This is a genomic window from Nitrospirota bacterium (genome assembly GCA_040752355.1).
Lineage (GTDB): Bacteria > Nitrospirota > Thermodesulfovibrionia > Thermodesulfovibrionales > Dissulfurispiraceae > JBFMCP01.
The window spans coordinates 1-18,384 of record JBFMHE010000023.1; the positions used below are offsets into that span (position 1 = coordinate 1).

The window sequence follows — 18,384 nt, forward strand, 5'->3', positions numbered from 1 at the left end:
GGTGAGCTTGCAGGAGGACAGGGATGTCCCCCTTATCTGATAAATGGCGAGCCTCCTCGGAGGTCGCATCGACCGAGAACGGGGTCCCCGAAGATCGTATGATCTTTGGGGTACAGTTGAGTCGAGCATACCATGCCCCGCCCCTTCCCCCTGCTCATTCCATGTCATTTTTTAAGTTGAGCGCCTTGCTGTTCGTCCTTTCACTTCTTGCGGCAATGGTCGGCTGTGCGGTCAACCCGGTAACCGGGCAGCGCGAGCTGATGTTCGTCTCGGAGGGGCAGGAGGTCGCGCTCGGGAGGGACCTCTATCCCAACGCCCTCTGGGGAGCGGAGGGTGGCGGGGGAGAGTACCGGGACGAGCGGCTCCGGGCGTACCTGAAGGATATAGTCCTCCGGATCCATGGCGTATCGCACCGGCCGGGCCTCCCGGTCGAGTTCGCGATCCAGAACAGCTCAGCCCCCAATGCATGGGCGATACCCGGGTATGTGGTGATAACGAGAGGACTCCTTGCAGGCCTCGATAACGAGGCGGAGTTCGCCTTCATCATGGGCCACGAGATAGGCCATGTGGCAGCGAAGCATTCGGCGCGCCAGATGACCTCGTCGATGCTCCTGCAGCTCGGGCTTGCCGGCGTCGGCATCGGCCTGAGCGGCAGCGGCTATTCCGATGTCGCCATGGGATTGGGGGCTGCAGGCGGCAGCCTGGTGCTCCTGAAATACGGCAGGGACCACGAGCTCGAGGCAGACCGCCTCGGCGTGCTCTACATGACCAGGCTGGGGTACGATCCCCGCAACGCCCTGAGCGCGCATCACAGCCTCGAAAGGATATCCCGGCAGTATCTCGAGTCGCTCGGGAAAGAGGCGCAGGAGCGGTCCTTCTTCGAAGAGCTCCTCTCGACCCACCCGAGGACATCGAGGCGGATCGACGAGATAGAGCATATCATCCGGACGACGCCCCCGTCGCCGCTCCTGGGGAACGGGGCTTTCGGGAGCAGGTTCAAAGAGATGACCGCCGGACTGGAGCAGGTCAACACGGTGTATCGCGACTATTACGACAAAGCGGTACCCGCCTTCCGGAAAGGTGACCTCGATGAGGCAGACGGCCTTCTCGACAAGGCCCTCGCCCGTAACAAGACCCAGCCTTCTTTTCCTGCGCTCAAGGGCTTCGTCATGCTCAAGAAAAAGGAGTATGCGGAGGCTGAGCGGCACTTCACGGCAGCCCTCGACCTGGACCGGAATTATGCTCCGGCCTATCGCGGACTGGGCGCCTCGCGCTACTACCGCGGCGACTATCACGCGAGCATCCAGCACCTGAAAAAGGGGCTTTCGCTCTTTCCCCAGGATGCGGCTGCTCATTACCTCCTCGGGATGAGTTACTACAGGACCGCTGCCTACCGCTCAACGGTCGAGCACCTGAAGCCTTTTGCCGGAGCGCAGCCCAGGCATCCGGAAGTCCACGGCGTCCTTGGCATCTCCTATGAATATCTCAACGACATCCCCGCTGCCTACAACGAATATCTTCTGCAGCTCAAGGTCGCCCCGGATAACGAGATGGGAAAACATGCTGCTGCCCGCGCCCCGGTCCTGCGGGCTGTTATCGAGGGCCGGAACCGGCGGCAGCTGGTCCCGTGACGCTCACGCCCGGACTCTCCTCGCGGTCTGCATGACAACATACCGCCGTTTTTGCTACAATTTCCTGCTATGCTGCTCCAGCAGTTGATCAACGGGCTCACCGTAGGCGGCGTCTATGCCGTCATCGCCCTCGGCTATACCATGGTATACGGCATTCTCGAGCTTATCAACTTCGCCCATGGCGAGATCTACATGCTCGGCGCCTATTTCGGCATCATTTTCCTGGGAATTTTTACCGCCCTGGGGTTGACGACCGCGAACCTCCCCCTTGCTCTCCTTCTGACTGTTATCCTTGCGGCAGCCTTCTGCGCCGCCTACGGCTTCACCATGGAAAAGGTCGCCTACAAGCCGTTGCGGAGCGCGCCGCGGCTGAGCCCGCTCATCAGCGCGATCGGGGTCTCGATCTTCCTCCAGAATTACGTGATGCTCACGCAGGGGGCGACCGACAAAGTCTTCCCGTACCGGTTCGGCGAGCAGCGCGTGCAGATACTGAACGCGGAGGCGACCGTCCTGCAGGTGGTGATCATCGCGGCTTCCGCCCTGATCATGCTCTCGCTCCACTTCTTCCAGAAGACCCGCAGGGGAAAGGCGATGAGGGCCACGGCGCAGGACAAGACCATGGCGGCGCTGGTGGGGATCAATGTGGACAGCGTCATCTCCCTCACCTTCGTCATCGGCGCAGGGCTCGCCGCGGTGGCGGGCGTCATGGTCGCTTCCTATTACGGGCTGGTGAACCACTTCATCGGTTATGTCGCCGGCATCAAGGCCTTTACCGCAGCCGTGCTGGGAGGGATCGGGAGCATACCGGGCGCAATGCTTGGCGGCATACTCCTCGGCCTGGTCGAGAGCATAGGGGCGGCCTATATCTCGAGCGAGTACAAGGACGCCTATGCGTTCATAATCCTCATCATCATCCTGCTCATCAAACCTTCCGGCATTCTCGGCAGGCATACCGAGGAAAAGGTGTGAGCCGCACCTCCCTTCTCAGACCGCTGGTCATCGGCCTCTGGGCGGGAATGCTGCTGCTCCCTTTTGCCGGTATAACGGCGGCGCTGACGCTCTTCGCCTGCGTGGCAGCAGGGCTCTTTCTCTTCTTTAACGCGCGGAAGCTCGGTGTAGCGGAAGCGGTGAAGGCCTCCCTCCCGTTCAGTCCCGCGGGGCTTCCCTATCTCCGTACCGCAGCGCTTCCGCTCGCGGTGGTCGCGAGCCTTGCCGTTCCCTTCGGGATGAAGGACTACTACCTGGATGTGTTGATCGTGGCGGGTATCTACATCCTGCTCGCGCTCGGTCTCAATGTCATCGTCGGCTTCACCGGCCTGCTCAATCTCGGGTTTGCCGCCTTTTACGCCATCGGCGCGTATACCTATGCCCTGCTCAACACCAAGATGGGGCTCGGGTTCTGGCCCTCGCTGCCGCTTGCTGCCGCTGCAGCGGCTCTTGCCGGGCTGCTGGTCGCGGTGCCTGCGCTGCGCCTGCGGGGAGACTACCTCGCCATCGTGACGCTCGGGTTCGGGGAGATCCTCCGCCTCGTTCTCAATAACTGGGACAGCCTGACCAACGGACCGAACGGTATAGGGGGCATAGCCCCGCCTTCGCTCGCCGGGTTTTCACTCGGTACGCTGAACGCGTATTACTACGTGGTGCTGCTTTTCGTTTTCCTGGGCATCGTCGTGATCGGAAGGGTCGAACGCTCCCGTATAGGGAGGGCCTGGGTCGCCATACGCGAAAACGAGATCGCCGCAGCCTCGATGGGCATCAATACGACACGCTACAAGCTCTATGCCTTTGCCTTCGGCACCTTCTGGGCCGGGATAGCCGGCACCCTCTTCTCGGCAAAGATGCGCTTCATCTCCCCCGAGAGCTTCACCTTCATGGAGTCGATCATGGTGCTGAGCATGATCATCCTGGGAGGCATCGGCACTATTCACGGCGCCGTGCTCGGCGCCTTTCTGCTGGTAGTGCTGCCCGAAGTGCTGCGCGAGGTCCAGGTCTACCGGATGCTTCTCCTCGGCATCGGCCTGGTCCTGCTCATGATCTTCAGGCCCCAGGGATTGATGGGAAAGACAGGGGTAACCAGATGAAAAACGATGCCCGTCATAATGAACCATGTTCATACTGGAACTGCGCGACATAACGAAACACTTCGGCGGCGTACGCGCTATCGAAGAGGTGAGCTTCAAGGTGGAGAGCGGCGCCATCATCAGCATTATCGGTCCCAACGGCGCCGGCAAGACCACCCTGTTCAACTGCCTTACCGGGATAACCAGGCCGAGCAAGGGAACCATCCACTTCGCTGATAAAGAGATATCGAGACTCCCGGCCCATGCGATTGCGGAATCGGGCATTGCGCGCACCTTCCAGAATATCAGGCTCTTCACGGATATGACGGTGATGGAGAACGTGATGGTAGCCCAGCACGCGCGCATGCGGTACGGCCTGCTGAGCGCTGTTGCGCGGGGTAAGGGCTTTCAGCAGAAGGAGCAGTCCATGAAAGAGCGGGTCTTCGAGTACCTCGAGCTCGTGGGCCTCGAGACCTTTACCGGTACGGTCGCCGGCAATCTTCCCTACGGCAGCCAGCGGAGGCTCGAGATTGCGCGGGCCCTCGCCACGGAGCCGCAGATACTCCTCCTCGATGAGCCTACCGCCGGGATGAACCCCATAGAGACGACGGAAATCATGGAGCTGATCAGGAAGATCAGGGAGCTGGGCAAGACCGTTCTGCTCATCGAACATGATATGCGCCTGGTTATGGGCATCTCGGAAAAGATCGTGGTGCTCGACCACGGCGTCAAGATCGCCGAGGGCTCGCCCGAAGAGGTGCGGAACGATCCCCTCGTCATCGAGGCATACCTGGGGAAAGAAACACATTGAAATACGAATTCTAAGCACTGAATTCGAATTTCCAAACGGGAGCTTGTTTCGGAGTTCGGATTCCGGATCTGATACGGACTATGTTGACGCTCAATTCTATACACGCTTCATACGGCCCGATAAAGGCCATCGAGGACATCTCGATCGAGGTGCGGGCAGGCGAGATCGTTTGTCTCATCGGCAGCAACGGCGCCGGCAAAACCACGACGCTCATGACAATCTCGGGTATCGTCAGGCCGGATGCAGGGATGATCGTCCTGGAAGGAGAGGATATCGTCCGCCTGACCCCGGATGAGGTCGTGGAGCGGGGCATCTCCCAGGTGCCTGAGGGCAGGAGGATATTCCCCCGCCTTACGGTGCGCGAGAACCTCGAGATGGGAGCATTCCTCAGGGTGCGTGATTTCAAGAGGAATCTCGAAAGGGTGGTCACGCTCTTTCCCATCCTCAAGGACCGCCAGGATCAGTTGGGAGGGACCCTGAGCGGCGGAGAGCAGCAGATGCTTGCGGTGGGAAGGGCGCTCATGGCGAGCCCGAAGCTCCTCCTGCTCGACGAGCCCTCACTCGGCCTCGCGCCTATCATGGTGAGCAAGATATTCAAGACCATAAAAGAGATCAACAGGGAGGGCGTCACCATCCTCCTCGTAGAGCAGAACGCGAAGGCGGCGCTTACGCTGTCGCACCGCGGCTACGTGCTCGAAAGCGGCCGTATCACGTTGCAGGGGAGCGGTTCAGACCTCCTGCACAGCGAGGCGGTGAGGAAGGCATATCTCGGGGAATAGCGCACTTCCCGGCAATCAGCTGTCAGCAATCAGCCTTCAGCTATCAGCTCAAAAAAACTTAAAAGCAGCATATAATTTATAAAGGCGGACGTGCTGCTCTTTTTTTGCCGATTGCTGAAGGCTGATAGCTGATTGCTTGCTCAAGGAGGTCTCATGAAAGCGCGGGCCCATGTCTATATTTCAGGAAGAGTGCAGGGGGTGAACTACCGGTGGTTTACTCTCGAAGTGGCCGAGGAGCTGAAGCTGGCCGGCTGGGTGAGGAATCTCCCCGACCGCCGGGTCGAGGCGGTGTTCGAGGGGGATCGGGACACGATCGAAAAGGCTATCGTGAGGTGCAAGCAGGGACCTCCGGCGTCGCGCGTCGACGATGTCGATGTCACCTGGGAAGACCGCCTCGAGGGATTCGGGGACTTCGAGATCCGGCATTAGGCGTGCTCCATCCTTATTGATAGTCTCCTGAATTTCTTGTAGGCTTAGGTCAGATGCGGTGATCCTTGAGTGGTGAAAGTTTGCCCCCGTTGTGGCAAGGGCTATTCGGGACACCTCCCCTATTCTCATGGAGACAGGCCGAATAAACGAATTCGAAAGCCCGGAAAGTATCCGTGGGCCATTCTCTCTCCATGAGCTCACCGCACTATCTCTCCAGAAAAACATGTCCTTGCATGTGCTATGAATTTTATGTACGTAATAGTATTGCATGAGGTGCCCTATGCCACGAGTGAAAGTTGATGAGGATATCAGGCCGATGTCGGAGGTCAGGACAGGAATCGCCTCTTTTCTCAAGAAGGTCCATGGGACCAAAAGGCCTCTGGTTATCACGCAGCACGGCAAAGGTGTCGTTGTCTTGCTCGATGTGCGGGAGTACGAGGCCATGCAGGAGAAGATAGAGCTCCTGCAGGACATACAGACTTCGATCAGCCAGTTGGAAGGGGGAGCGGCCGCCTGGCGCCGGAGATCAATCATCACCATTTCAGAGAGTTGTTTTACGGCAATTACCGATTATTTACCGGATCGAGAAGAGGCAGGTTTCTATCCTCACGATCAGGCATGGCAAGCAGATAGTACCCGTAGATTAAGTCTCGAAATAACATTGCACGCGGGGTGCGCCCTGCTCCCTGTGAGCGTATGCTCCACAACACGAAGAGCCAGAGGGCCGATAAAGATTGTATAATGAAGTAACCATTAGAACGAAAGGGGGCTCCTGTGGGCGCTTCGTACAACTATATAAACGATTTTCTGTACTTTGTGATAGAGCCCGATGAAAGCCGGGGGAAGGGGGCGTATATCTACTGCTCCGGGGCCGATATGTTCCGTTTCCTTCCCCTCACCAAGGGGCGGCACGGGCTGGCATCGAATTCGACTCTCCGGGGGCTCCAGCTGGTCAATCTCGGGATCAGGGACATGGCGCGCGAGAGGGGAGTGACGATAACGCCGCTCAAGGGAAATTGCGCGGAGTTCGCTCCCGGGGCGGGCGGATGGTATTCGGAGCGGCTGCTGATCGAGAACGCGCCGGATTCGTTTCCCGAGGAGATCCTTGCTTATGGCGTCATCAACCTCCTGAAGAAGATCGGCAAGGCCTGCATGCTCGACGACCCGATGCCCGATACGCTGCTCGAGCCGAAAGAGCTGCAGGCATTCATCGAGTCCCTGTGCGACAAATATCAAGGGAAGCATGACCTGAGATTCGTAGGAAAGAAGACCGCTCCTTGAGCGGGCGCGCGCTGTGTAGTGGTGCGCCCCACTGCGGCCGGCTGCGGCCAGTTAGGGAATAATCGCGTATTTTATTCCCTGGCCCTTCGACAGCTTCTCGAGCGCTGCAGGAAGCCCCTCCAGGGGATAGCTGCCGCTGATGAGCGGCGCAACACGGATCGTCCCTCCGGTCAGCAACTCATACGCTTTCTTCACATCCCGCGGGGTGAAGTGAAAGACCCCTTTCAGCGTCAACTCGTCGTAGTGCAGCCGGTAGGTGTCGTAGGTTGCTACCGTGCCCTGTTTCACGCCGCCGAAGAGGACGACCGTGCCCCCGCGGCGTACGTAATCGACGGAGGACTCCCAGACATCGATCTGGCCGGTGCACTCGAACACCGTATCGACGCCGAGGCCGTTGGTGTACTCCGGGATAAAACTCTTGAGCCCGGAGGGGAGGATGGCGGCGTCGGCGCGCAGCTGCTTTGCGAGGTCGAGCCGCTCCTGTTCGAGGCCGGTGATGACGACCGTCGCCCCCTTCTGCTTCAGCAGGAGCAGGTGCAGGAGGCCGATCGGGCCGGTGCCGATGACCAGCACGGTGTCGCCTCTTCTGATCTCGACTCCCTGCATGCCGTGGACCACGCAGGAGAGCGGTTCGAGGAATGCCGCCTCCTCGAAGCTGAGGTGAGGCGGCTTGTGGAAGAGATTCTGTTGTGCGATGTGAGAGGGGAGGAGTATATACTCGGCGAAGGCGCCCATGACCTTCGAGGTCATGATATTTTCGCAGAGATTGAAGAGCTCCTTCCGGCAGTACCGGCAGGCGAGACAGGGCGCGCTATGGACCGCCATGATCTCGTCGCCGGACTTGAATTCCGTTACGCCCTCGCCTGTCTTTGCGACGACTCCTGAAAACTCGTGCCCGCAGACACCGGGCATGGGGATCATCGGGTGGCCTCTCAGATAGGCCTTCAGATCGGTGCCGCAGGTGAGGGCGGCCCTGACCTTGATGAGAACCTCTTCCTTCCCCGGCTCGGGGACAGGGACCTCCCGCAGTTCGAGAGAGCCCGGCTTTACCAGATAGCTTGCGCGCATATAGCTGAAGTATAGTGGAATTCCCTGCGACAGTGCAATGTGCTCCGCCCCTTTTACACCGCTCTCCGAATTTTTTTCTTGACACCGAAAGGTAAGAACCTTTAGAATGAGACACAGTCTCAAAAATAAGGAGGATTCGATGAGCAAAACGTTTCTCGCCGTAATGAGCAGTCTCTTCTTCTTTTCACTGGTCTCTGCCGCATGGTCCGAAGAGGTGACCTACCGGAAACATATCAAGCCGGTCGTCGATGCCAAGTGCGCCGGCTGCCACGGCAAGGAGGCCGCTCCCGAATACTACGCCTTCAAGGAAGAGAAGGACAAGTGGCTCGCCAAGGGGCAGGGGATGCGGATGGACACCTACAGCCACCTGATTTTTTACACCGCCTGGCCCGACACCGGTGCCCTCATGCGCAGGCTTGATGACGGGAAAGGCTCCAAGGAAGGCAAGCAAGGCAACATGTACCAGTATCTCGGCGCAACCGAGGAAGAGCGGCAGCAGAACCTGAAGCTCTTCAAGGAGTGGGTCGGCAACTGGACATTGAAGCGGTGGAAGGATATCACCAAAGAGGATATGAACGGGATCAAAGTAACGTACTGATCTTCCGGGGAGAGGGGCGGGGCACTGTCTCGTCCCTCTTTTTTTGGCCTACTGATGAGAAGCAGTCTCAATAGCAAAAGGAGGGTGGCATGTGTATCGCGCTGATCGGCGGCATGGACAGGCTTGAGCGGCATTACAGAAGCGAGGCAGAGAGCTTCGGCGTAGACCTTAAAGTGTTTACCACATCCGAGAACGATATCACTGCCAAGGTCAGGCATATGGATGCATTGGTGATTTTTACCAATAAAGTCTCACACAGGGTAAAAAGAGAGGTGATGAGTGTCGCGCGAGCAAAGAGTATCCCCGTTTTCCTGTATCACTCATGCGGGGTCTGCACCCTGCGTGACTGCCTCGCTTGTCTGAAAAATCCGAAGCAGGAGGTGTGATCATGTCTGCGATTGTTTTAAGCGGCGTGGAGAAGCTTGTAACCATGTCCCCGGTACTCGAGAAGATCGGCATCAAAAACATCCATTTTTTCAACGCGCGCAATAACGATGAGCTGAGCACTCCACTCGTTGCGCTGGTCCCGTTCGTGGATGCGGTGGTGTTGGGAGAGGACGCTCATTTCTCGCCTCATATACACAGGCTTATTGATGAGGCGCTTGCACGGCATATCCCGGTCGTCGCGGAGAGTTGCATTAATGAAATTGAATACCTTTTCAAGAATTGAAACATGGAATGATCGTGTAGCGAGGAGGACAAGGAATTGTTTCAATTCTATTCAGATAGCAATAGGAGGAAAGGGAATGCTTAAGAAGGGATTATTAATCGCTGCGCTGCTGCTCATTATGAGTAACGTCGCGACGGCTAAGGATATCTTAATTACCAATGATACAGGCACGCAAGGAAAAGGCCATCTGCTTGTTGAGGTTAACAGCGAGTTTTCTTTTGACGAGGAAAGCGCTGATGGCGTTACCACAAAAGAGTCGGGGATAGAGTTCGAGTCGATATTTTCTTATGGGCTTGCGGAGAACATAGATTTCATTGTTGCGTTGCCCTATGCCTGGAACAAGGTCAAGGAGGACGGGGTCACCATACAGAAAGAAGAGGGCATTTCCGATGTAGGGCTGGAGCTAAAGTGGAGATTTTATGAAAAAGACGGACTGAGCTTTGCCCTGAAGCCGGGTATTTCGCTCCCCACCGGTGATGATGAAAAGGGACTCGGAGCCGGAAGAGCAGCATATGGCATCTTCTTCATTACGACGAAAGAGGTCCAGCCCCTCTTATTTCATCTGAATCTTGCCTACACGAGAAACGAGAACAAGGTCGACGAGAGAAAAGATATCTGGTACGCCTCCCTTTCGGGAGAGGTGGAGCTCATTAAAAAGCTCACGTTCATCGGCAACGTGGGAGTGCAGACGAATACCGATCCCGCGTCGGGCAGTCCGCCTGCCTTCATTCTCGGCGGCTTTAACTATGAGGTCACCGATGCTTTTTCGGTTAATGCCGGCATCAAGGGAGGCCTCACCAGGGCCGAAACCGATTACGCCGTCCTTACCGGTCTAGCGTGGCGGTTCTAAAAAAAGGAGGAGCGGATATGATGCCTCTCGGTCTTTTGAGCGCCGGGGAGACGGCGGAGGTGGTGGAAGTGCGCGGTCAGCACCAGGCGGGCCAGTGCTGTGCTGCGGAGAGCAAGTCCGGGTCGTGCAGCCAGACCTGCAGGATAGAGGATATGGGGCTCCGTGCCGGCAAGGTCATCGAGATGCTGAGCAACGGCGGACAAGGAGCCTTGCTGGTAAAGGTCGACGAGACCCGGCTGGCCATCGGCCGCGGCATGGCGATGAAAGTAATGGTAAGAAGATTAGCGTTCAGCAGTTAGCTTTCAGCAGTCGGCAAAATCATCTTGTAAAATGGCTGCTATCCGAGAGCTGAGAGCCGATGACTGCAAAGGGAGGGTATTATGAATCTGGCGAAGTTGAAGCCCGGAGAGAGAGGGCGCATTACGCATATCGGCGTCACCGGCCCGTTGAAGAGGAGGCTCATGGACATGGGCGTGCTCGTCGGCGAGGAGGTCAGGGTCGAGAAGGTCGCTCCGCTGGGAGATCCCATCGAGGTGACTATTAAAAATTATAACCTCTCGCTCAGGAAGAAAGAGGCTGAGGGAATTGCGGTGGAGGTGGCAGGATGAGCACAGCCGTTCGCAGCAAGGAGACAGGGACCGGGAGCGAAAGACCGCGGCTTAAAGCTCAAAGCCAAAAGACCATTACCGTTGCGGTCGCCGGCAACCCGAACTCCGGCAAATCGACGCTCATCAATGCCATCGCCGGCACGCGGCTCCATGTGGGCAACTGGCCGGGCGTGACCGTCGAGAAGAAAGAGGCGCTGTTCGACTATGAGGGCACGAAGATCAAACTGGTCGACCTCCCCGGCACCTACAGCCTCAGCCCCTACACGCAGGAGGAGATCATCGCCCGCGATTATCTCGTGCATGAGACGCCCGATGCGATCATCAACGTGGTCGATGCGACGAACCTCGAGAGGAATCTCTACCTGACGGTCCAGCTCCTGGAGCTCGGCATTCCCGTTGTCCTCGCCCTCAATATTTACGACGAGGCCGAGCAGAAAGGGTATACGATCGATGTGCGGGCGATGGAAGCACTGCTGGGCGTTGCCGTCATCCCCACGGTGGCGACGAAGAAGAGGGGTCTGAGCGATGTGATGAGGACCGCGATCGAGAGCGCTGAAAAGCCGCAGCAGCACCGGCCGAAGCGCCTCAACTACGGCGATGACATAGAGGCTGCGGCCAGGGGAGTGGAAGAGCAGATGAACCGCATCCATCCCGCTCTCATCGAGCGGTATCCCGCACGCTGGCTTGCGCTGAAGCTGATGGAAGGGGACAGCCATGTTCGCAAAGAGATCAATACCGGCAGCAGCGGCTTCATCGGCGAGGCGGTGAGGCATCTCAAGGAGGCCCACGGCGATGATATCGAGTCCCTTATGGCGGACATGCGGTACGCACAGGCAGCAGGCCTGACCCGCGAGGTCATGAAGAGGCCCGACATACGGAAGATGGAGCTTACCGAGAAGATCGACAGGGTAGTCCTCAACAGGTTCCTCGGCATCCCCCTCTTCCTCGCTGCCATGTGGCTGGTATTCAAGCTTACCTTTGACGTATCGACCCCCTTCGTCGACTGGATCGACGCCATGACCGCAGGGCCGTTCAAGCGATGGGCAGAGGCGCTCCTGGGCGCATTGAACGCCCCTGCATGGACGGCATCACTGGCAACGGACGGCATTATTGCCGGAGTGGGGTTTGTCCTTGTCTTCGTGCCGGTCATCTTCGCCATGATGTTTTTCATTACGTTTCTTGAGGGCAGCGGCTACATGGCGCGGGCTGCCTTTGTCATGGACCGGGCGATGCACGCCATCGGGCTGCACGGCAAGTCGTTCATCCCGATGCTGCTCGGTTTCGGCTGCAACGTGCCTGCCATCTATGCAACGAGGACCCTCGAGAATCCGCGGGACAAGGCGCTCACCGCACTGCTCATCCCCCTCATGTCCTGCGGCGCGCGCCTTCCGGTATATGTGCTCTTTGTCGGCGTGTTCTTCTCGGCCAATGCGGGAACGGTGCTCTGGTCGCTGTACGTACTGGGCATTGTACTTGCCGTGGTTATGGGAAGTATCTTCAAAAGGACGCTCTTCAAAGGGGAGTCGCCGATGTTCATCATGGAGCTCCCGCCGTACCGTATGCCCTCCTTCAGGAGCCTCATGATCCACACCTGGGAAAAGGGAAAGCATTTTCTGATAAAGGCCGGCACGTATATCCTCGCGGTCTCGATCTTCGTATGGTTTCTCCTCAATCTGCCGTGGGGCGTGGAGCACAAGAAAGACTCCTACCTCGGCAAGGCCGGACAGGTGATCGCTCCTGCGCTGAGCCCTCTCGGGTTCGGCAATTGGGAGGCGGCGTCCTCATTGATCACCGGGATCATCGCAAAAGAGATCGTGGTCGGCACCATGGGAGAGATCTACGCTGTCACAAGTGGGGATGAAGAGAGGACGGAAATCCCTACGCTGACGGATGACCTCAAGGAGATCGGGACCTCTTTTGCGGGGGCGGTCAGGGACTCGGCGGCCAACGTGATCTCGACCTTCGGCATAGCGAGCATATCCGCGGAGGAGGATGAAGAGCAGAGGCCGCTGCGATCGGTTGTTCAAGGCGCGTTCAGTCCGCTCTCCGCCTATGCGTTCATGACGTTTGTGCTTCTTTATATGCCCTGCGTCATTGTCGCCATAGCCATGCGGCAGGAGTTCGGCACCTGGAAGTGGTTCGGCATCGCCTTTGCGTACCAGACAGTGCTGGCGTGGGGTGCCGCGTTTGTGATCTACCAGGGCGGAAGGCTGTTGGGGCTCGAGTAATCAGAATGAGGAGGGCATCATGAACCTTACCGATGCGGTATGGATGGCGGTGATCCTGGCAGGCGCGGTATATCTCCTCTACCGCTCGGTCTGGAAAAAGAAGGGGCACTGCCAGGGATGCGATTCAGGGATATGCAATAAGAAAAGAGGAGAGGAGCAGCCGCGCTCATCTCAGGAGCTTTAACTCTCCCGTCAACTCGTCGAGGGATGCTGCTTCGGCAGGTCCGAGTCCCAAGCAGGTGATGGTTCCTGCAGGCACGACCGTCCTGCCTGCATCGGCAATCAGGGAGGCAGGGATGCCGCGCTGCCTGGCCGCCTCATCGAGGCGTTTGAGCTCTTCATCGCTCTCGGCCCTCAGGACGACCTTGGGCATCCCGCTCGCGAGCCACGCCCGCCGGGCGTCTTCGTCTGCGCTGAGAAAAGCGGCGACAGCGGCATGAGCTGCCTGGGCCGCCAGTTTGCCCCGGGGCAGCTTGAGTGATTCGTTGACGACGATAACCTGTTTCATTGCTGCGGAATATAGCATAGCCGGGACACAAAAGCAATTTCAGGGGTCCCGCGGCCCTCGTCTTCAGCAGGGTATCGGGAGAGAGAGGAATTCACCGCGCGGCGGGCTCAGGACCGGTTACGCTCTCCTGATCACCATGAGCCTCATCGCCAGGGTACGGCTGATAGCCAGCCGGGCGCCATCCACCTTTACCACCAGAGCCCCTTTGCCGTCGTTGCTCAGCATCTCGACGATCGTGCCGGCACGGAGGCCCAATCCCTCCATCCTGCAGACAAGACTGTCCGGTTCCGGTGCACTGCTGCCACTCGTGCACGGCTTGAGCACTGCTCCGCCGGGCAGCTGCCGTATCTCTGCCCGCGCTCCCGGCTGTAAAAGGCCGAGGGGCATGCCTCCAGCCTGCTCTCCTGCCGGAAGGGCGCCATCGTCCCCTTTGAGGCCCGGATAGCCGACCGCGGGGTCGCCTGATCCTCTCTTTATGCCGGCATCGAGGCCGAAAGAGTCAATTATGGTGGGATTTTCTGCTGCTTTTCTCATTGCACCCTCTCTTCAAACGTCCGTACCGGGGGATGACCCCTCACCGATAGCGGCTGTCATGTTCAGGCAGTTTCCTTCTCGAACGATTCATGCATGCCGCGACACTGCGCGATGCGCCTGGACGAGATGATACTACGCTGGAGGTGCCTTATTGTTGGAAGGGGATTTTGATACGGATAAAAAGGAAGACGTGTACGGCTGAAAGACGATGGTCCTTATTTCATGGCAGTTGAGGAGGATAGTGCTGTCCGCTGCTATGGCGCTGGCGAGGTGGGACGACACTTTGCAGAGAGGGCAATTCCTCTGAACTGTTCTGCCCTCATGGTTGTCGAAAGAGACGGCGGCAGCAGTGAGGAGCAGAAGTATCGCACAGAGGAGGGAGAGCTGTCTCGAGAACCGTTCGGGTAATAACATACTGTATTCTAAGAGGCAGGTTGCTGTTTGTCAATGGCAGGAGAGCTGGCGCTTCCTGCTACCAGCAATTATTAATGCGATTTAATGTTGTGATGCGAAGCGGTCTTGCCCGTGTCGCCGCCGCAGGTGCTGCAGTACCCGAAGATTTCGAGGCTATGCCTCACCTTCTTGAACTTCTCCTTCTGGCAGAGCTCGTCCTGCAGCATCTCGAGGGTAGGGGAAAAGAACTCGATGACCTTGCCGCACTTGATGCAGATCATATGGTCGTGATGGGCCTCCTCCGACACGCGCTCGTAGTGCGCATGCTTGTCGATCCGCTCGACCTCCTCGATGAAGCCGCACTCGATGAGGAGGGGGATTGTCCGGTACACCGAGGCGCGGGACACCTTCGAGCCTTTCGTCTTGAGCCTGACGAAGAGCTCCTCGGGGTCGAAGTGGCCCTTGATGCTCATGATCTCGTCGATGATCTCGTCACGCCCCTTGGTGGCTTTGAGCCCCTTGGTGCAGAGGAACTCTCTGAACTTCTCCTTTGGCATGCAATCACCTCCCCCGGCTATAGTGCGACATTGAAATAACGCAGCAACCAGTTCAGTGCCCCGCCGAAGAGAAAGGCGAGGGGAAAAACGATGCCGATGACCCAGAGGGTCGTCTTCAAGCCCCGCTCTTTGATGATCATGAAGAAGCTGGCGAGGCAGGGAATGAACAGCGTTATGGTGACGAGACTCACCAGCGCCTGTATCGGCGTGAGCAGACCGTCCTCGAAGAGCTTGAAGAGTCCTGCCGCACCGTAATCCCTCCGCAGGAAGCCGAGGATGAAGGACTCCGTCGTCTTCTCGGGAAGGCCGAGGAGCGTAACGACGACGGGCGAGGCGATCTCCTGGAGCATCGCGATGAGATTCAGCTTATGGAGCAGGAAGAGGATGAGGGTGCCGAGGATGAAGAGCGGCACCGCCTCTTTCAGATACCACTCGATCCTGCCGAGGGTCTTTACGAGGATGTTGCCGATATTGGGCATACGGATCGGCGGTATCTCGAGGAAGAACTCGGTCCTCTCCCCGGGAACGAGCTTCGAGGCGAGGAAGCCCGAGATGAAGAGGATGACGATGATGCTGCTCATCCAGATGACGGCCGCTTTGAGCGAGAGCGCCCCCAATATGCCGAGGATGACTCCCAGCTGCGCCGAGCAGGGGATCGCGAGCGCGAGGAGAAAGGTCGTGATGATCCGGTCCCTCCTGGTCTCGAGGATACGCGAGGTCATGACCGCCATGGTGCCGCAGCCGAGGCCCAGGATCATCGGCAGCACCGCCTTGCCGTTGAGCCCCATGACATTGAAGACCCGGTTGCTCATGATGGCGAGCCGCGGGAGATAGCCGCTGTCCTCGAGGAGAGAGAAGGCGATGAAGAAGGTCGCAGTAATGGGCAGGATAATCGCGATCGCATAGGTGAGGGCGACCGTAATCAGCCCGTACTCTCCGACGAGCAGCTCCTGAACAATACCGATGGGAATCAGAAGCTGCACCACCTTGGTCGCCATCGGATTGATGTAGCCGTTGAAGAGCGTCTCCTCGAAGAAATCGACGAGCGTGCCGGCCCCGAAGACGCCGACGAACTGGTAGATGCCGTAGAGCACGCCGAGCAGGAGCGGAATGCCGTAGAGCGGATGCATGCTGATCCTGCCGATGAGGGCGAGGAGCTTGCCTCCCTCCGGCCCCGCTTTTCTGACGACGCTCCCGACGATCGCTTCCGCTGCCTCGATGCGGGCCTTGTTTATCACGTAGCCTGCCGGCTCTTTCATCGCGAGCTTGCATTCGTCGCGGAGCGCTTCTATTTCGAGGAGGGCGGCCTCTTTGAGATTGCTTTTCAGCCAGTCCCGCAGGCTCTCGTCTTCGGAAAGGACCATCACCGCAAGGGACCGCTGCGAGACGGCAGCGGAGGGGAGCAGCCGCCCGATCTTTTCGATATAGTCCTCGATGACCGGGTGATAGGTGATCCGGACCGTCGGCCTCCCGGGCGAGAGCATGGATTCCCGCAGCTCCTTGATCCCTTTACGCTGCGGGGCGATGGTGCTCACCACATTGATGCCGAGCATCTGCTTAAGCCGCTCGGTATCGATGGTAATGCCCTTGTCCATCGCCTCATCGACCATGTTCAGGTCGAGGACGATCGGAATGCCCATCTCGGCGAGCTGGAGGGTTATCATGAGGGTCCTCTTGAGATTTTTTGCGTCCCCTACCTGCACCACGGCCGAGGGGGCCTCGGTCAGGAGGATATCCCGCGTCACCTTCTCGTCCTCGCTCATGGGGATGAGGCTGTTGACGCCGGGGGTATCGACGAGGACGAGACGTTTACCGTCGAGGGCGATATTGCCCTGGGTGATCTCGACGGTCGTCCCCGGGTAATTGGACACGGTCACGTACTTGCCGGTGAGGAGGCCGAAAATAACGCTCTTGCCCACGTTGGGATTGCCGATGAGCGCAATTTTCTCGAGCTCGCCGTGCTGCTTCTTCGCCTTTACCGCTGCTGCCTCTGCTTTCAAAACGCCTCCTGCAGGAATCCGGGAACGCAATCCAGTGAGAATAAATCTCAATTACAATTGTAGAAAAGGTACGATGATTTAATCAAGCGGAAAATGCCGGTCCGGTCCAATCTTGTCTTCTGCGACCGGTATCCTGTATCCTGTCTAGAGTGGTGTTGTTACTGCTTGCAATTTGCCGTTATGCCGAAAGAGCAGTGAATATCGGGGAAAAAGCCATAAAGTTAAGGATAAACGATGTCTAAACCGCAGGCGCTCATCTTCCGTCTTCTTGCCGTGCTTTTCACGATAGCCGTTCTGGCCCCTGAAACGACTGCCCAGGACCCTCCCAGGGGGCCGGCGAAGGGCCTTTCCGGCGCTGCCGGGGCCGTGACGGTGCGCATCGGCAAACATCCCGGCTTCATGCGGATTGTGCTCGAAGCGACCGAAGAGCAGGTGCAGAATGCCTCGGTGATGTTCTCCGGAGAGAGCGCCGTCAAAGTGGTCTTCCCCTCGCCCGTCGCCTTCAGAGTGGTCCAGAAAGGCGCTTCCCAGAAGACCCTGCCGCCGGGGAGCAAGATACCCCATGAGGCGGAGAAGGGAGTCAGGATCACGGCAGGGGGGACGTACTGCGTGATCGTTATCGACGGGCTCGATGATATCAGTGTCTCGAAATTCTCGGCGCCCTCGCGCCTCGTCATCGACGCCTACACGGTCCAGGCCGCCCCGCCTCCTGCGCCGAGCGCGCCCGCAGCGCCTGCAGAGCGGCCCGCAGGCGAGCGGATGGTCGAGAGCGCCGCTGGTGTGATCGAGGCGCTCGATATTCCGTATTCGTCGTTCGTTATCGATGCAGGGCATGGCGGTCTCGACAGCGGCATGCAGTTCGGCAAGGCCGCTGAAAAGGATATCGCACTCTCCTTTGCGAGAGACCTCGCCGCGGTGCTGGGCAAGAAGGCGAAGAAGGTCTCCCTTACCCGGAAAGGAGACCAGGTCATGACGATACGGGAGCGGGTCAGGATAGCGCAGCAGAAGGCGCCCGAGCTGCTGATCAGTTTCCATGTCGCCTCCGGGAACGAGCTGGTCGTCTACACGGCGGCGAAGAGGGCGGGGGGGCAGGCTGGCGGTGTTCAGAAGAGGCTGCTGACGGCCGAAGGCGACCCGGCTGCGGCGTTCGCCCGGGCGCTCGTACAAAGCGTCAGGAGCGAGTGCAAGGTAGAGGCCCGGCATGAGCGGCTCCCGCTGCCGCTCCTCACGCATACTGCGGCGCCGGCGCTCCTGGTGGAGCTCCCCAGCCCCGAGCGGTTCAGCTACGACGGGAAAAACAAGGCGAGGCTTATCAAGGCGATCCTCCACGGCATCGCAGCGGTCCCGATGAACCAGAGCCAGGGGTAGGGGGACAAGAG

General features: G+C 58.5%; 21 protein-coding genes and 1 pseudogene. 17 read left to right on the plus strand and 5 right to left on the minus strand.

The features are described 5' to 3' along the window. Positions 1 to 161: 161 nt before the first annotated feature. The 8 genes and pseudogenes from AB1805_14485 (at position 162) to AB1805_14520 (ending at position 6,991) form a co-directional block, all read left to right on the plus strand. Positions 162 to 1,631 (plus strand): M48 family metalloprotease, encoded by a 1,470-nt coding sequence (locus AB1805_14485; protein ID MEW5746634.1) that lies wholly within the window; start codon positions 162 to 164, stop codon positions 1,629 to 1,631. A gap of 69 nt (positions 1,632 to 1,700) precedes the next feature. Next, positions 1,701 to 2,600, plus strand: coding sequence for a branched-chain amino acid ABC transporter permease (locus tag AB1805_14490; GenBank protein ID MEW5746635.1), 900 nt, complete (start codon positions 1,701 to 1,703; stop codon positions 2,598 to 2,600). Beyond that, the gene (locus tag AB1805_14495; GenBank protein MEW5746636.1) at positions 2,597 to 3,712 is read left to right on the plus strand and encodes a branched-chain amino acid ABC transporter permease; all 1,116 of its coding nucleotides are present in this window, start codon (positions 2,597 to 2,599) and stop codon (positions 3,710 to 3,712) included. Before AB1805_14490 ends, AB1805_14495 begins: the two co-directional genes overlap by 4 nt. 25 nt (positions 3,713 to 3,737) lie before the next feature. Next, positions 3,738 to 4,502 (plus strand): ABC transporter ATP-binding protein, encoded by a 765-nt coding sequence (locus AB1805_14500; protein ID MEW5746637.1) that lies wholly within the window; start codon positions 3,738 to 3,740, stop codon positions 4,500 to 4,502. Between the two features lie 80 nt (positions 4,503 to 4,582). Then, the gene (locus AB1805_14505; GenBank protein ID MEW5746638.1) at positions 4,583 to 5,281 is read left to right on the plus strand and encodes an ABC transporter ATP-binding protein; all 699 of its coding nucleotides are present in this window, start codon (positions 4,583 to 4,585) and stop codon (positions 5,279 to 5,281) included. A 153-nt stretch (positions 5,282 to 5,434) separates the two neighbouring features. Next, the gene (locus tag AB1805_14510) at positions 5,435 to 5,710 is read left to right on the plus strand and encodes an acylphosphatase (GenBank protein ID MEW5746639.1); all 276 of its coding nucleotides are present in this window, start codon (positions 5,435 to 5,437) and stop codon (positions 5,708 to 5,710) included. A gap of 280 nt (positions 5,711 to 5,990) precedes the next feature. Further along, a pseudogene (locus tag AB1805_14515) lies at positions 5,991 to 6,206 on the plus strand (type II toxin-antitoxin system Phd/YefM family antitoxin). 278 nt (positions 6,207 to 6,484) lie between these two features. Next, positions 6,485 to 6,991, plus strand: a complete 507-nt coding sequence (locus tag AB1805_14520) for a hypothetical protein (protein ID MEW5746640.1) — start codon at positions 6,485 to 6,487, stop codon at positions 6,989 to 6,991. A 51-nt stretch (positions 6,992 to 7,042) separates the two neighbouring features. Here AB1805_14520 and AB1805_14525 read toward each other — a convergent pair whose 3' ends face one another. Then, positions 7,043 to 8,059, minus strand: a complete 1,017-nt coding sequence (locus AB1805_14525; GenBank protein ID MEW5746641.1) for an alcohol dehydrogenase catalytic domain-containing protein — start codon at positions 8,057 to 8,059, stop codon at positions 7,043 to 7,045. Positions 8,060 to 8,198: 139 nt separating this feature from the next. Between AB1805_14525 and AB1805_14530 the strand changes: the two genes are divergently transcribed. The 8 genes from AB1805_14530 (at position 8,199) to AB1805_14565 (ending at position 13,197) form a co-directional block, all read left to right on the plus strand. Beyond that, on the plus strand, positions 8,199 to 8,657 hold the full coding sequence (locus tag AB1805_14530) for a cytochrome C (protein MEW5746642.1): 459 nt from the start codon (positions 8,199 to 8,201) through the stop codon (positions 8,655 to 8,657). An 89-nt stretch (positions 8,658 to 8,746) separates the two neighbouring features. Next, positions 8,747 to 9,043: a DUF2325 domain-containing protein gene (locus AB1805_14535; protein ID MEW5746643.1), complete on the plus strand. Its 297-nt coding sequence runs from the start codon at positions 8,747 to 8,749 to the stop codon at positions 9,041 to 9,043. Positions 9,044 to 9,045: 2 nt separating this feature from the next. After that, entirely contained in the window at positions 9,046 to 9,327 is a 282-nt protein-coding gene (locus AB1805_14540) for a hypothetical protein (GenBank protein MEW5746644.1), read from the plus strand. Beyond that, positions 9,299 to 10,177, plus strand: a complete 879-nt coding sequence (locus tag AB1805_14545; protein ID MEW5746645.1) for a transporter — start codon at positions 9,299 to 9,301, stop codon at positions 10,175 to 10,177. The genes AB1805_14540 and AB1805_14545 overlap by 29 nt, the downstream gene beginning before the upstream one ends. A gap of 17 nt (positions 10,178 to 10,194) precedes the next feature. Continuing rightward, the gene (locus AB1805_14550; GenBank protein ID MEW5746646.1) at positions 10,195 to 10,476 is read left to right on the plus strand and encodes a FeoA family protein; all 282 of its coding nucleotides are present in this window, start codon (positions 10,195 to 10,197) and stop codon (positions 10,474 to 10,476) included. 81 nt (positions 10,477 to 10,557) lie between these two features. Further along, positions 10,558 to 10,785 (plus strand): FeoA family protein, encoded by a 228-nt coding sequence (locus AB1805_14555; GenBank protein MEW5746647.1) that lies wholly within the window; start codon positions 10,558 to 10,560, stop codon positions 10,783 to 10,785. Then, positions 10,782 to 13,013, plus strand: coding sequence for a ferrous iron transport protein B (gene feoB, locus AB1805_14560; GenBank protein MEW5746648.1), 2,232 nt, complete (start codon positions 10,782 to 10,784; stop codon positions 13,011 to 13,013). The genes AB1805_14555 and feoB (AB1805_14560) overlap by 4 nt, the downstream gene beginning before the upstream one ends. Before the next feature lie 19 nt (positions 13,014 to 13,032). Continuing rightward, on the plus strand, positions 13,033 to 13,197 hold the full coding sequence (locus AB1805_14565; GenBank protein ID MEW5746649.1) for a FeoB-associated Cys-rich membrane protein: 165 nt from the start codon (positions 13,033 to 13,035) through the stop codon (positions 13,195 to 13,197). On the opposite strand, the gene pth2 is transcribed toward AB1805_14565, so the two are convergent. The 4 genes from pth2 to feoB (AB1805_14585) all read right to left on the minus strand — a co-directional run bounded on the left by pth2 (position 13,180) and on the right by feoB (AB1805_14585) (position 17,005). After that, positions 13,180 to 13,521 (minus strand): peptidyl-tRNA hydrolase Pth2, encoded by a 342-nt coding sequence (gene pth2, locus AB1805_14570; GenBank protein MEW5746650.1) that lies wholly within the window; start codon positions 13,519 to 13,521, stop codon positions 13,180 to 13,182. The two genes, AB1805_14565 and pth2, sit on opposite strands and share 18 nt — an antisense overlap. 117 nt (positions 13,522 to 13,638) lie before the next feature. Beyond that, on the minus strand, positions 13,639 to 14,055 hold the full coding sequence (locus AB1805_14575; GenBank protein MEW5746651.1) for a FeoA family protein: 417 nt from the start codon (positions 14,053 to 14,055) through the stop codon (positions 13,639 to 13,641). A 485-nt stretch (positions 14,056 to 14,540) separates the two neighbouring features. Next, positions 14,541 to 15,005, minus strand: coding sequence for a transcriptional repressor (locus tag AB1805_14580; protein MEW5746652.1), 465 nt, complete (start codon positions 15,003 to 15,005; stop codon positions 14,541 to 14,543). A gap of 17 nt (positions 15,006 to 15,022) precedes the next feature. After that, positions 15,023 to 17,005: a ferrous iron transport protein B gene (feoB, locus tag AB1805_14585; protein MEW5746653.1), complete on the minus strand. Its 1,983-nt coding sequence runs from the start codon at positions 17,003 to 17,005 to the stop codon at positions 15,023 to 15,025. Positions 17,006 to 17,239: 234 nt separating this feature from the next. Between feoB (AB1805_14585) and AB1805_14590 the strand changes: the two genes are divergently transcribed. Further along, a complete protein-coding gene (locus AB1805_14590; GenBank protein ID MEW5746654.1) occupies positions 17,240 to 18,373 on the plus strand; it encodes an N-acetylmuramoyl-L-alanine amidase in 1,134 nt (377 codons plus the stop codon). Positions 18,374 to 18,384: the final 11 nt, after the last annotated feature.